Source organism: Nonomuraea sp. NPDC049684 (genome assembly GCF_044465345.1).
Lineage (GTDB): Bacteria > Actinomycetota > Actinomycetes > Streptosporangiales > Streptosporangiaceae > Nonomuraea.
On sequence record NZ_JBITLO010000004.1, the window covers coordinates 269,057 to 281,909 of the forward strand.

Below are 12,853 nucleotides of genomic sequence, written 5' to 3' on the forward strand. Positions count from 1 at the left end.
CCCGTCCCCATCGCCCGCATCGCCCGTCAACAGCTGACACGTCCGCATCGCCCGGCGAACGGCTCCCGCACGTGGCACATTCGGCTGTCGACGGTGCCGCCGGCCGGGACCTCCCGGGGATGTGGGTGGATCGAGTCGGGGGTGGGGGCGGCTATGCTGCGCAGTGACGTTTAGCGGTGCCCCACTTGGGCGTTTCGAGGGAGACTTGCGCGATGTACAAGGAGTTCGCTGTCGAGGCCGTCATGTGGCTCGTCCCGGTTGCGGTGCTGATCGGGGTCGCGCTCCTCGTCACCGCCTGACCCAAGACCCGAGGAGAACGGGGGCCGAGCACGCGCTCGGCCCCCGTCCGCTGTCCGGGACCGACCGGGTGACCGCGCCCCGACGCCCACCGCCCAAGAACAGCGGACGACCCGCCGTCCAAGAACCGGCGGATGCGAGGTCAGGAGGCCCAGGCCAGGAGGGGTCTGCACTGGCGGAGGCGTTTCAGTGCCTGCTTCTCCAACTGCCTGATGCGTTCCCTGGTGAGCCCGAGGCGGTCCGCGATCTCGCTGTAGCTCTCCGCCTTCTGCCCGGTGAGGCCGTACCGGAGCTTGATGACGAACGCCTCGCGCGGCGGCAGCGACGTGACCACGTCCCGGACGTCGGCGCTCAGGGCACGGTGTTCGGCGACTTCCTGCACCCCGGCGCCCTCCTCGTCGGCGATCATGTCGGCGATGCGGCTCTCGCCGGACTCGCCGACCGGGAGGTCCAGGCTGACCACCTCCTGGCCGAGCCTGCGTAACGCGGCGACCTGCTCGGCGGTGAGCGCCGCCGAGGCGGCGAGCTCGCCGTCCGTCGGCTCGCGGCCCAGGTCGGTGGCGAGCTGCCGCTCGGCCCTGAGCAGCCGCGACAGGTCCTCGGCCACGTGGATGGGCAGCCGTACGGTGCGGCTCTTGTCGTGGATGCCGCGTTCGATGGCCTGGCGGATCCACCACATGCCGTACGTCGAGAACTTGTACCCGCGGGTGTAGTCGAACTTCTCCACGGCCCTGATCAGCCCGAGGTTGCCCTCCTGGATGACGTCGAGCAGCGGCAGCCCGCGGAAGGCGTACCGCCGGGCGGCGGCGACGACCAGGCGGAGGTTGGACCTGATCAGCTGGTCCTTGGCCCGCCGCCCGTCGCGCACGACGGCTTCGAGCTCCGGGGTCGCGGCGCCGCGCTCGATCAGGTGGCCCGCGTACAGTCCTGCCTCGATCCGCCGGGCGAGGTCGACTTCGTCCGCGGCGGAGAGCAGGGGATTTTTTCCGATCTGCTCCAGGTACATGCCGAGCAGGTCGGGCTCTGCGGCCGACATGTAACGGCAACTACCCGGTAAAAGGCGGCGAATTCCCGGCTTCGTTGAGTTCGGCGATGGCCAGCTCGGCCGTGCTGCGGATGTCGAAGAACTTGTCCAGCGCGGTGATCGCGAACAGGTGCTTGCACCGGCCGTTCAGACCGGACAGCAGCAGCTTGCCGCCGGAGGCGGTGACGGCCTTGTGCAGGTAGACCAGCACGGACAGGCCCGAGGAGTCGCAGACGCTGACGGCCTGCATGTCGATGACGAGGAGCGGCGGTTGGGTGAGGTCGAGCGCCTTGGTGACCCGGTCGCGCACCTCGGCCGCGGACCCGAAGTCGAAATCCCCGGTCAGCCGTGCGATGACGCAGGGGCCCTGGAGTCCGAGGCTGATCGACAAAGCCTGCTCCGAAGTCACCCAGCTCCACCTACCCGCGTTGTTTCCCACTTGTCGTCACTTCTCGACCACTTTACGAGAAGTAGCGTCTCGGGTTGAACACCAGCATCTGTTCGATCTGGTCATCGGTGACACCAGAGCCGAGCAGTGCGGCCAAAACGTCATCGTGAATGTGATCGTAGCGCCAGTTCGGCGCGAGCGTGTTTCTGGCTTCGTCCCAGGCGCCGCCGAAGTAGTCCATGAAGCAGGCGGTGTCGTGGCTGAGGACCATGCGGTCGGCGTATCCGCGCCGGCACAGGGCCGCGATCGTGGCCACGCGCTGCTCGGTCGGGTTGTAGACGTCGAGCCCGAACCGGTCCATGCCGAGCGTCGCGCCGGTGTCGGCCAGGCGCATCAGGTAGTCGAGGTCGTTGCTGTCACCCGCGTGCCCGACGACCACCTTCTCCAGGTTCACCCCTTCCTTGGCGAACAGGTCCAGCGCGAGCAGCCCGCTCTGGGTGAAGGCGTTCGTGTGGACGGTGATCGGCGCCCCGGTCAGCACGTGGGCCCGCGCGACGGCCCGGCAGATGCGCTCGACGCCGGGCGTCAGCCCCTTGTGCTCCACCACGCATTTCAGCAGCGCGGCCTTCACCCCGGTGTCGGCGATGCCCTCGGTGAGGTCGCGGACGAAGTCGTCGATCATCGGGTCGGGCATGTCGAGGAACAGGCCGGGGCCGCGGTGCTCGTACTGGTGGGGCAGTTCCTCGAAGGCGTACAGGCCGGTGGCGACGACGATGTTGAGGGCCGGCACCGCGGCGGCCACCCGCTGGATGCGCGGGATGTGGCGGCCGAGGCCCCACACCGTCGGGTCGACGATCGTCCGCACGCCCTTGGCCGCCACCGCACCGAGCTTGGCGATGGCGTCGGCGACCCGGAACTCCTCGTCCCACCAGGCGCCTTTGCCGTAGTTGTCCACGTGCTCGGCGGCCACGACGAACACGTGCTCGTGCATCAGCGTCTGGCCGAGCCGTTCGACGTCGATCGGGCCCCGGACGGTCTCGACGGTGGGCATGGGACCTCCATACCAACTGGTCAGTAAGTGCGCCCAACGTAGGCCGCCCCTGCCGCACCGTCAACCGTCCGGGGCGGGTCCCGATCGGCGTGTTGGCACATGTCGCGATTCACCGGGTCAGGCGCGGGAACAGGGGCTCCGGCCGCGGCAGCCGTTCCCCCGACACCGCCGCCGCCACCCGCGCCGCCGCCGTCGGCAGGAACGGCTCCAGCTCGACGGCCAGCGTCCGGCACGCCCCCACCAGCACGCCCAGCGACGCCTCCCGCCCGCCGGCGGCCTGCTGCCACGGACGGACGCGCTCGACGTACCTGTTCGCCTCCTCCACCAGCCGCCACACCGCTCCGGCGGCCCGGCGGAAGTCGAAGTCCCGCAGCGCGCCGTCCACGTCGCCCGGCCCGAACTCGTCGCGCACCTCCGGCACGTTCCCGTCCAGGAACCGGTGGACCATCGTGGCCACCCGGTTGACCAGGTTGCCCACGCCGTTGGCCAGGTCCTCGTCGGCCCTGGCGATCAGGCGGTCCTCGGTGAAGTCGGCGTCGCCCACGCGCGGCACCTCGCGCAGCAGCCACCACCGCACCGCGTCCACGCCGTACGCCTTCACCAGGGCCACCGGGTCGACGGCGGTCCCGGACGACTTGCTGATCTTGCGGCCGTTCACGGTGAGGTAGTCGTGCACGAAGATCTGCGACGGCAGCGGCTCGCCGGCGGCCAGCAGCATCGCCGGCCAGTAGACGGCGTGGAAGCGGATCACCCCCTTCCCGACCAGGTGCACCTTGTCCGGCTCGGCCACCCACCAGCGCTCGTGGTCGGCGCCCTCCAGGGCGGTGACGTAGTTGGCGAGGGCGTCCCACCACACGTACACGACCTGGGTGGGATCCCCCGGCACGGGGATGCCCCAGCCGCGGGCGCGCGCCGCCGATCGCGAGACGCTGATGTCGGCCAGCCCCGCCTCGACGAACGCCAGCACCTCGTTGCGCCGGGCGGCCGGCTCGATGCGCAGGCCGCCGCCGCGGACGAGGTCGAGCAGGGCGTCCTGGTAGCGGGAGAGCCGGAAGAACCAGTTCCGCTCCGAGACCACCTGCAAGGGCCCCTCGTGCCCCTCCGGACAGGGCCCTTCGAACGCGGCCGCGTTGCGGTCCACGAACTCCCGTACCGGCAGCCCCTCGGCCTCGGCGGCCAGCACGTTCTTCAGCGAGTTGTCGTCGGTCCCGGTCTGGAACCGCACCGGTTCGCCGCGCCGCCGGTGGCGCCTGGCCAGCACGTCCGCCTGGACGAGCTCCAGCGCGTGCCCGAGGTGCGGGCGGGCGTTGACGTAGGGGATGGTCGTCGTGATGTACATCGGTCGCCTCCCGGAAGGGGCCCCGACACGACGAGAGGCCCCGGGTCGCAGGGCCTCAACAGGACGTCGTCGGTGAAACCCCCTACGGGGCCGTCATCACCGAGCTGATCGTCATGTCCGGCATCGTACCCGGCGTCAGGCCAGCCCGGCCAGCTTGTAGAGCACCAGCGACCCGGCCACCGCCACGTTGAGGCTGGCCCCGGTGCCGATCATCGGGATCTCGACCACGGCGTCGAGCAGGTCGAGCGCCTCGCCGGGGATGCCGGTGGCCTCGTGGCCGAGCACGACGACGGTCGGCTCGCGGGCCATGGGCAGGTCGGCCAGCCTGATGGCGTTCTCGGCCAGCTCGACGCCCAGCACGCGGTCGCGCCGGGAGGCCAGCCAGGGCAGCGGATCGACCCAGTGGACGCAGGCTCCGGCCCGGAGGGTGTTCCCCCTGGCCAGCGCCTCGGGCACCCAGGGCAGGCGGGGCACGGCCAGGCACGCGCCGGCCGCGTCGCAGGTACGCAGCAGGGTGCCGAGGTTGACGCCGTGCATCGGCCACAGAGGGGCGACGGTGAGATGGGCGAGGCAGCGGGGCCGCCTGCGCCGCCGCTGGGCCCGGAGCTCTCTGGGGGTGCGCACCCGGATGCCGCTCATGCGGCCGGGCGGAGGTTCCTTACGCGGACGTTCACGAGAAGGGCGCTTTCGTCGGCACGCCCGGGCCATCGTCGAGAGGAATCACGCCCAGTCTACGCCCGCGACCCGCGCACGCGGTGGCGTACGGCCCAGACGGCCAATCCGACGGCGAAGACGGCCACCCCCGCGAGCACGGACGCGAGCGGCAGCGTGAACGCCAGCACCAGGCACAGCACCAGCCCGAGCACCGGCACGGCCTTGACCGGCGCGCCCTCGGCCCGGGAGAGGGTCAGCGCGCAGGCGTTGGCGATCGCGTAGTAGACCAGCACTCCGAACGAGGAGAACCCGATCGCGCCGCGCAGGTCGGCCACCAGCAGCAGCACGACCACCGCGGCCCCGACCGCCGCCTCGGCCCGGCGCGGGACCCGGCGCTCCGGGTCGACCGCGGCCAGCACGCCCGGCAGGTCACGCTCCCTGGCCATCGCGAGCACGGTACGGGAGACGCCGAGCAGCAGCGCGAGCAGCGCCCCGAGCGAGGCCACCGCCGCCCCCGCCCCCACGACCGGCACCAGCCACTGCGCCCCCGCCCTGCGCACGACGTCGGCCAGCGGCGCCGCGGACCCGGCCAGCCCGGACGCGCCCAGCGTGCGCAGGGCGGCCACCGCCACCAGCGTGTAGACGACGAGCGTGACGCCGAGGGCGATGCCGATCGCCCGCGGGATGGCGCGGGCCGGATCGCGCACCTCCTCCCCCAGCGTGGCGATCCTGGCGTATCCGGCGAAGGCGAAGAACAGCAGCCCGGCTCCCTGGAGCACGCCCCACGGGCCCGAGCCGGGCAAACCCGCGCCCGGCATTCCGGGCGGCCGCTCCCCCGCCAGCCCGGCGACGATCACCGCGGCCAGCACGGCGAGCACCAGCACGACGATCACCCGGGCGACCGCCGCCGAACGCTGGACGCCGAACAGGTTGAGCAGCGTGAGCGCGACGACCGCCGCGACGGCCAGCGGCCGGGCCGCGCCCGGGGCGACGTACGAGCCGAAGGTGAGGGCCATCGCGGCGCACGAGGCCGTCTTGCCGACGGTGAACCCCCAGCCCGCCAGGTAGCCCCACAGCGGGCCGAGCCGCCGCCGGCCGTAGACGTAGGTGCCGCCGGACTCGGGGTGGACGGCGGCCAGACGGGCCGAGGAGGTGGCGTTGCAGTATGCCACGACGGCGGCGAGCGCGAGGGCGGCGAGCAGCGAGCCACCCGCCGCGGCGGCGGCCGGGGCGAAGGCGGCGAACACGCCCGCGCCGATCATCGCGCTCAGCCCGACGACGACCGCGTCGCCGGTGCCCAGCCGCCGCGCCAGGCCCTCGGCCATGCCGCCCCCTCCTCCGGCCCACGCCCTTGATCGGGTCACCGGTCAGGAGATCCCGAGGCCCCCACTCTGCCGCACGCCACCGACATCCTCGCCGCCGGGTCCGTCAGGAGGTCGCCTCGGGGCCGGGGACCACCAGCACGGGACGCCGGGCGTGGTGCAGGACGCGGTCCGAGGTGCTGCCGAGCAGCAGTGATCGCACGCCGCCCAGTCCCCGCGTGCCGGTGACGATGAGGGTGGCGTCGATCTCGTCGGCCACGTCCACGATGGTGGACCACACCGCCACCGAGTCCAGGTCGCACCGGGGCGTCGCGTCGAGGCCGGCCTCGCGGGCCAGTTCGGCGCCGTGCCCGGCCAGCTCGGTCATCGCCTGGCCGATCGCCTCGTCCTCGGCCGCGGTGTTGTCGAGGGTCATCATGAGCCCGGCCGAGGCGCGGGCGGAGGTCATCGCCAGCCGCTCCCACACGGTCAGCACGACGGCGGACCTGTCCTGCACGGCCCGTCCGGCGAACGCGATGGCGGCCTTGGCGTCGTCCGAACCGTCGTAGGCGATCAAAATGGTCATCTTCACAGCTCCTTGGGCGAGGTCAGAGCCCTACCTCTTTCCAGGAGCGGGCCCTTCTCACGCGAAGAGGGGCGGGAAGATCATCCCGCCCCTCGCGAACCGGCCGGGCGTCAGGCCAGCACGGCCGACACCCGCCGCGCCGCCGGCCTGAGCATCGACAGGCCCGCCAGCGCCAGCACCCCGATCTCGGTCACGACCACCACGCGCTGGGTCAGGCCCGCCGGGATGTCGTCGTTGCTCAGGGGGATGCCGAACATGCGCACGACGTACGGGACCACGACCAGCAACAGCGCCCCGAGTGCCACGCCGCTCAGCACGCGCATCGCTCTGGCGTACCGGATCTGGGCCTTGGCCAGCAGGAACCCCGCGGCGGGCATCACCAGGAAGGCGGCGAAGGCGGCGTAGCGGTGGATGCCTCCGGACAACGAGAGCGGCACCCCGGGACGGTCGGTCGGGAAGGCCCCGATCAGGAACATGCTCGCCCCCCAGGCCACCAGCAGCGCGACGACCCAGCGGTTGGCGCCGGAGCGGCGCAGCGCCTCGGCGATCAGCGCGGATCCCACGGCGAACAGCGTCAGCGAGGCCGGCAGCAGCCAGCCGGACGCCTGGAAGGCGTACTCGCTGATCACGCTGTGCAACGGGTCGAGGCCCGCTTCGGCGTGCAAGGTGAGCATCGCGCCGGCTCCGGTGCCGATGGCCGTGAATCCGCTGACAAGCAATCCCCTCATGCCTTAAAGCTCGCGTAAGGCGGCCTTGACCGGCATCGGAGATGAGCCCCCAGCGGGCCCTGATCCATCCCCTAATACCTTGGTCGGCAGGGTCCAGGGACGGGCCCGTGACCTGCGGGAACATGACCCTGGGTAGGGCTTCCCCCCTCAGGGTGAGTGCAGTCGGCGATACCCCCGATTTGACTTGGAGTGCACTCGAAGGGTGACTCTGGATACATGACGATCCAAGAGGCCGCCCAGCGTTCGGGTCTCAGCGCCCACACCTTGCGCTACTACGAGCGCATCGGGCTCATCCACTCGGTCGGCCGCAACGTCAGCGGGCATCGCGACTACGCGGAGGCGGATCTGCGGTGGCTGGACTTCCTCACCAAGCTGCGGACCACCGGCATGCCCATCGCCGACATGTGCCGCTACGCGGAGCTGCGCCGCATGGGCGAGCACACCTCCGCCGAGCGGCTGGCGATGCTGGAGCTGCACCGCGAGCGCGTCCGGGCCAGGATCGCCGAGCTCAGCGCGGACATGGACGTCCTCGACCACAAGATCGACAACTATCGGGAGCGGATGTGAAGACGCGCGTTCTGGGGACCGGCGGCCCGCGGGTGTCGGCCCTCGGCCTGGGTTGCATGGGCATGTCGGAGTTCTACGGGCAAGGCGACGAGAAGGAGTCGATCGCCGTCATCCACCGCGCCCTCGACCTTGGCATGAATTTTCTTGACACAGCCGACATGTACGGACGCGGCCACAACGAAGAGCTGGTCGGCCGCGCCGTCAAGGACCGCCGCGACGAGGTCGTCCTGGCGACCAAGTTCGGCATCAACCGCCACGACGGCACCCGCACGGTCGAGAACAGCCCGGAGTACATCAGGGCGGCCTGCGACGCCTCGCTCCGGCGGCTCGGCGTCGACCACATCGATGTCTACTACATGCACCGCCGCAACCCCGACGTGCCGATCGAGGAGTCGGTCGGCGCCATGGCCGAGCTGGTCCAGCAGGGCAAGGTGGGCCATCTCGGGCTGTCGGAGGTGAGCGCGGACACGCTGCGCAGGGCCGCCGCCGTGCACCCGATCGCCGCGCTGCAGAGCGAGTACTCGCTGTTCACGCGGGGTCTGGAGGCCGAGATCCGGCCCGCGGCCAGGGAAGTGGGCACCGCGGTGGTGGCGTACTCGCCGATCAGCCGCGGCCTGCTCGGCGGCGCGCTGCCGAGCGCCGACCGGCTCCCCGACGACGACTTCCGCAAGCACCTGCCCCGCATGTCCGGCGAGCACGCCGAGCACAACGCCCGCCTGGTCGAGCGGGTGCGCGAGATCGCCGGGGCGGCCGGGCTCACCCCCGCCCAGCTCTCGCTGGCCTGGCTGCTGGCCCAGGGCGAGGACGTGGTGCCGATCCCCGGCACGAAACGCCTGGCGTACCTGGAGGAGAACGCCGCCGCGGCCGACGTCACGCTGACCGCCGAGCAGCTCGACGCCCTGGCCAGGGCGGTGCCCGCGGACGCCGTCCGGGGCGCCCGCTACCCGAACATGTCGGAGGTCGAGCGCTAGGCCGCGCGCCTGGTCACGCCGGTCACGACCACCAGCGCGACCAGGACGATCGCCGTCAGCGGGATCGGCGCCGGCGTCAGCGCCGACAGCAGCACGAGCACGGCCGCGCCCAGGAAGGCCGCGCTGTCGGCCGGGCCGTAGCGGTGGGGCCGCACGTGCAGCAGCCAGACCATCGACAGGAACACCGCGACGGGCACCGCCACGGCCAGCGCCGCGCCCGTGGCGGACAGGTGGGACGTGCCCGAGGCGTGGTCGATGCTCACCTCGACCCCGGCGCTGAACGCCCCGACCGCCGCGAAGATCGCGTAGTGGCCGTACCCCCAGAGCAGGGCGCGCCTGGTGGAGTCGAGGATCTCGGCGGTCGGCGGGTCGAAGTAGAGCCACCACATGGCGAAGGCGATCACCAGCGCGCCCAGGGCCAGCACGATCAGCTCGGGCCGCAGTCCGGCGGTGCGCGCCTCGGCCTGGAAGGCGACCGTGGCGGCCAGCACGTTCTCGCCCATCATGATGATCGTGAACAGGCCGTACCGCTCGGCGATGTGGTGCGGGTGCCAGGCGGTCGGGCTGCCCCGCTCGGCCCACACGGGCACCGCGAGCTCCAGCACGACGCCCAGCGCGAACGCCGCCAGGTACCACTCCCCCGGCACGACCAGCAGCGGGATCCAGCCGACCTGCGCGACGCAGATGCCGGCGGCGTACCGCACGGCCGTCCGCCGGCCCGGACGGTCGCCGCAGGCCGCCCGCAGCCAGTGGGCGGCCATGGCCAGGCGCATGATCACGTATCCGGCGTAGACGACGCGGAAGTCGTGCTCCTGGAACGCCCTGGGCACCCCGGCGGCCAGCACCAGCACGCCCGCCATCTGGACGAGCGTGGTCAGCCGGAACAGCCAGTCGTCGTTGTCGTAGGCGGAGGCGAACCAGGTGTAGTTCATCCAGGCCCACCAGACGGCGAAGAACGTCGTCAGGTAGCCGAGGACGCCCTCGGCCAGGTGCCCTTCGCTGAGCGCGTGGTGGAGCTGGGAGCCGGCGAACGAGACCGCGACGACGAAGCACAGGTCGAAGAAGAGTTCCAGGTTGGTGGCGACGCGGTGGGACTCGCCCGCGTCGCGCGCCCGCATGGGCCGCAGCCGGATCATCCTCCGATGTCTACACCAGGGAGACCGGCAGGTCGAAGTAGGCGCGGACCGCGGTCGCGCCGGGACGGCTGTGGACGCGTACGAGGTCGGCCAGCAGGTTGACGATGAGCAGGCCGCGCGAGCCGGAGCGGCGGGCCTCGACGGGCAGGCGCCCGGCCAGCGGATCGGTGATGTGACCGCCGTCGGCGACCTCGCAGACCAGCCGCGCGTCCTCGATCCAGACCCTGATCAGGCCGGCGCCGCCGCCGTAGTCGAGGCTGTTGGCGCCGAGTTCGGCCACCACGAGCCGGATGTCGTCGAGCCGGTCGTCCCCGAAGCCCGCCGCCTCGGCCTGGGCGGCCGCCAGGGTGCGGGCCGAGGCCAGGTTGGTGTGGTCGAAGCGCAGCGAGACGCACGCGGCCGGCTCGGCGAGCGGCTGGTTGTGCCGCGCGACGACCTCGTCGGGCGCGTAGCCGGGGCTGGGCCGCTCGCCGGAGGCGTCGCGCAGCACCGGGTGGGTGCGCTCGGCCTCGCGCAGCACCTCGGGCGTCAGCCCCGCCAGGTCGTACGGGCACAGGATCGTGACGCGCCGCCCGGCGAACGACAGGTTGATCAGCGCCTCGTGCTGGGCGCAGGCCGGGTACTCGGTCGCCGAGCGGCCGGGCCAGATCGGCTCGCCGATGATCCGCACGTGCTCGCCGGGATGCCGGTCGGCCACGGCCCGCAGCACGGCCGGGATGATCCGCCCCGGGTTGCGGCCCGCCACGCCCATGTCGAGCAGCGTCACCCGGGCCGCGTCGGCCCCCAGGCCCGCCTCGATCTTGGCCAGGTTCGCGGCGGGCACGGCCACCGCCACGGGCTCCCCGGCGGCCAGCCCCTCGCGGACGAAATCCGTGGTGGCAGCCACATATTCCGGGTCACCTCGGTAGAAGAGGGCCGGATGCACGAAAGGGTCCGCCGACATCAGGCACACGGTACCTCCGCATGAGGACTCTTAGACAATCAAATGGGTATTTACAGGGCGTGAAGCGACTTCAGCTCGTGCGCAGGCCCCTGCGGGGGCGCCGGTACTCCCATCTCGATCTGCGGACCCCTTCCGGGCGACGCCTCCCGTTCTGACCGCCGCGAACCTATGCTCGGTTCATGTCGGAAATGCACATGCGGGTCTCCGACGAGGACCGGGAGCGCACGGCGGAGCGGCTCCGGCACGCCTTCGTCGAGGGCCGCCTGACGCGTCCCGAGCTGGAGGAGCGGCTCGGGCTGGCGCTCACCGCCAGGACCTACGGCGACCTGCGCGGCCTGATCACCGACCTGCCCGCCCCGGCGGCCCCGGTCGAGGACGTGGTCGAGCTGGAGTCCAAGAGCGGGCACGTGCGCCGTTCCGGTGACTGGGCCGTCCCGCGGCGGCTGCGGATCTCCTCCCAGTACGGCGGCGTCGACCTCGACCTGTCCCAGGCCGTCATCCCCCACCCCGTCGTCGACCTCGAACTCGACCTCACGTACGGCTCCGCCAGGATCACCGTGCCCGAGGGCGCCGCGGTGAACGTCGACGCCTTCCGGACCGACTGGGGCCAGACCGTCGTCGGCGACGTCCCAGGCAGGCGGCGGCCCGGCGGCCTCTACCTGGTGGTCGGCGGGCGGGCCAACTACGGCGGCCTGCGGGTGCGCTATCCGCGCAAGCGCTGGTTCACCCACTGATGGAAGGCCGAGATGTGGTGCTCGCTCGGCACCAGCACGCCGCCCGCCCGGTAGGCGCGTGACCCCATGCCGAGCTGGGTCCGCTCGCAGGCGTCGAAGTCCTGCTCGTTGACCCGGTGGAACAGCTCGACCGACGGCGTCAGGTCGGCCCCCGAGGCCACCACGTCGGGGTGGTAGAGCCAGTCGCACTCGACCACCGTGCGGTCGGCGGCCATGGGGAACATCCGGTGCAGGATCACGTGGTCGGGCACCAGGTTGACGAACACCTGCGGCTTGACGGTGATCGCGTAGTAGCGGCGGTCCTGCTCCGGGGCCAGGTCGGGGAGCCGGCCGAAGCCCGCGCCGCCGTCCACGGTGAAGCCCTCGGCCCGCTCGGCGAACTCGGCGCCGTGGCCGACGTAGTACTGGGCGGCGTACCCGCCGGCGAACTCGGGCAGCACGGCCACCAGCTCGGGGTGGATCGTGGCGCAGTGGTAGCACTCCATGAAGTTCTCGACGATCAGCTTCCAGTTGGCCTTGACGTCGTAGACCACGCGGCGGCCCAGGGCCAGCCGGTCGACGTGGTAGTTCTCGATGGCGGCCGGGTCGCCCAGGCGTTCGGTGGCCGCGTAGGCGACGGTGTCCTCGAAGGACGGCGGCTCGTCGGCCAGGCACACCCAGGCGTAGCCGAGCCATTCGCGCAGGCTCACCGGGACCAGGCCGTACTCGACGCGGTCGATGTCGGGCATCCTGGCCAGGTTGGGGGCGGCGGCCAGCCTGCCGTCCAGGTCGTAGGACCAGGCGTGGTAGGCGCACCTGATCGTCCTTCTGACCTCGCCCCGCTCCTCCACGCACAGCCGCGCGCCGCGGTGGCGGCAGACGTTGAGGAAGGCGCGCAGCAGCCCGTCACGCCCGCGGACCACGAGCACGCTCTCCGCGCCCACCTGGACGGTCCGGAACGCGCCGGGTCTCGGCAGGTCGCCGGCGCGCACGGCGCAGAACCACATGCTCTCGAAGATCTTGGCCTGTTCCTCGGCGAACAGGGCGGGGTCGGTGTAGGAGCGGCCGGGAAGCGTGGAGATCAAGCTCGACGTGGTGGTCAACCGACACCCCTTGTTGCGTATTACGCACCGAGTTGCTCTATATGCGACATCG

14 protein-coding genes are annotated in these 12,853 nt (G+C 71.9%); 3 read left to right on the forward strand and 11 right to left on the reverse strand.

What is annotated here, in order from left to right:
- Nucleotides 1–439: 439 nt before the first annotated feature.
- The 8 genes from ACIBST_RS15200 to ACIBST_RS15235 form a co-directional block, all read right to left on the reverse strand.
- Complete coding sequence (locus ACIBST_RS15200; RefSeq protein ID WP_397172062.1) at nt 440–1,333, reverse strand: RNA polymerase sigma factor RpoD/SigA; 894 nt, start codon at nt 1,331–1,333, stop codon at nt 440–442.
- A 10-nt stretch (nt 1,334–1,343) separates the two neighbouring features.
- Nucleotides 1,344–1,730 (reverse strand): STAS domain-containing protein, encoded by a 387-nt coding sequence (locus tag ACIBST_RS15205; protein WP_352327166.1) that lies wholly within the window; start codon nt 1,728–1,730, stop codon nt 1,344–1,346.
- 52 nt (nt 1,731–1,782) lie between these two features.
- Nucleotides 1,783–2,760, reverse strand: coding sequence for a phosphotriesterase (locus tag ACIBST_RS15210; RefSeq protein ID WP_397172064.1), 978 nt, complete (start codon nt 2,758–2,760; stop codon nt 1,783–1,785).
- Nucleotides 2,761–2,869: 109 nt separating this feature from the next.
- The gene (locus tag ACIBST_RS15215) at nt 2,870–4,099 is read right to left on the reverse strand and encodes a methionine--tRNA ligase (RefSeq protein ID WP_397172065.1); all 1,230 of its coding nucleotides are present in this window, start codon (nt 4,097–4,099) and stop codon (nt 2,870–2,872) included.
- A 135-nt stretch (nt 4,100–4,234) separates the two neighbouring features.
- Nucleotides 4,235–4,738: a TrmH family RNA methyltransferase gene (locus ACIBST_RS15220; protein ID WP_397172067.1), complete on the reverse strand. Its 504-nt coding sequence runs from the start codon at nt 4,736–4,738 to the stop codon at nt 4,235–4,237.
- A gap of 92 nt (nt 4,739–4,830) precedes the next feature.
- Entirely contained in the window at nt 4,831–6,078 is a 1,248-nt protein-coding gene (locus ACIBST_RS15225; protein ID WP_397172069.1) for an APC family permease, read from the reverse strand.
- Between the two features lie 103 nt (nt 6,079–6,181).
- Nucleotides 6,182–6,640, reverse strand: a complete 459-nt coding sequence (locus ACIBST_RS15230) for a universal stress protein (protein WP_397172071.1) — start codon at nt 6,638–6,640, stop codon at nt 6,182–6,184.
- Between the two features lie 110 nt (nt 6,641–6,750).
- Nucleotides 6,751–7,368: a DUF998 domain-containing protein gene (locus ACIBST_RS15235; RefSeq protein ID WP_397172073.1), complete on the reverse strand. Its 618-nt coding sequence runs from the start codon at nt 7,366–7,368 to the stop codon at nt 6,751–6,753.
- Nucleotides 7,369–7,584: 216 nt separating this feature from the next.
- Here ACIBST_RS15235 and ACIBST_RS15240 point away from each other — a divergent pair, with 216 nt between their 5' ends.
- Nucleotides 7,585–7,935 (forward strand): MerR family transcriptional regulator, encoded by a 351-nt coding sequence (locus ACIBST_RS15240; RefSeq protein ID WP_364329775.1) that lies wholly within the window; start codon nt 7,585–7,587, stop codon nt 7,933–7,935.
- Entirely contained in the window at nt 7,932–8,906 is a 975-nt protein-coding gene (locus ACIBST_RS15245) for an aldo/keto reductase (RefSeq protein ID WP_397172075.1), read from the forward strand. The genes ACIBST_RS15240 and ACIBST_RS15245 overlap by 4 nt, the downstream gene beginning before the upstream one ends.
- Here the strand turns inward: ACIBST_RS15245 and ACIBST_RS15250 are convergent.
- Together ACIBST_RS15250 and ACIBST_RS15255 are read right to left on the reverse strand one after the other, a co-directional pair.
- Nucleotides 8,903–10,042 (reverse strand): low temperature requirement protein A, encoded by a 1,140-nt coding sequence (locus ACIBST_RS15250; protein WP_397172077.1) that lies wholly within the window; start codon nt 10,040–10,042, stop codon nt 8,903–8,905. The genes ACIBST_RS15245 and ACIBST_RS15250 overlap by 4 nt on opposite strands.
- Before the next feature lie 10 nt (nt 10,043–10,052).
- Nucleotides 10,053–10,985 carry an anti-sigma factor RsbA family regulatory protein gene (locus ACIBST_RS15255; protein WP_397172079.1) on the reverse strand — a complete coding sequence of 311 codons (933 nt, stop codon included), beginning with the start codon at nt 10,983–10,985 and terminating at the stop codon, nt 10,053–10,055.
- Between the two features lie 179 nt (nt 10,986–11,164).
- Between ACIBST_RS15255 and ACIBST_RS15260 the strand changes: the two genes are divergently transcribed.
- Nucleotides 11,165–11,719 (forward strand): DUF1707 domain-containing protein, encoded by a 555-nt coding sequence (locus ACIBST_RS15260; protein WP_397172081.1) that lies wholly within the window; start codon nt 11,165–11,167, stop codon nt 11,717–11,719.
- On the opposite strand, the gene ACIBST_RS15265 is transcribed toward ACIBST_RS15260, so the two are convergent.
- Nucleotides 11,689–12,801, reverse strand: coding sequence for an aromatic ring-hydroxylating dioxygenase subunit alpha (locus ACIBST_RS15265; RefSeq protein ID WP_397172082.1), 1,113 nt, complete (start codon nt 12,799–12,801; stop codon nt 11,689–11,691). The two genes, ACIBST_RS15260 and ACIBST_RS15265, sit on opposite strands and share 31 nt — an antisense overlap.
- Nucleotides 12,802–12,853: the final 52 nt, after the last annotated feature.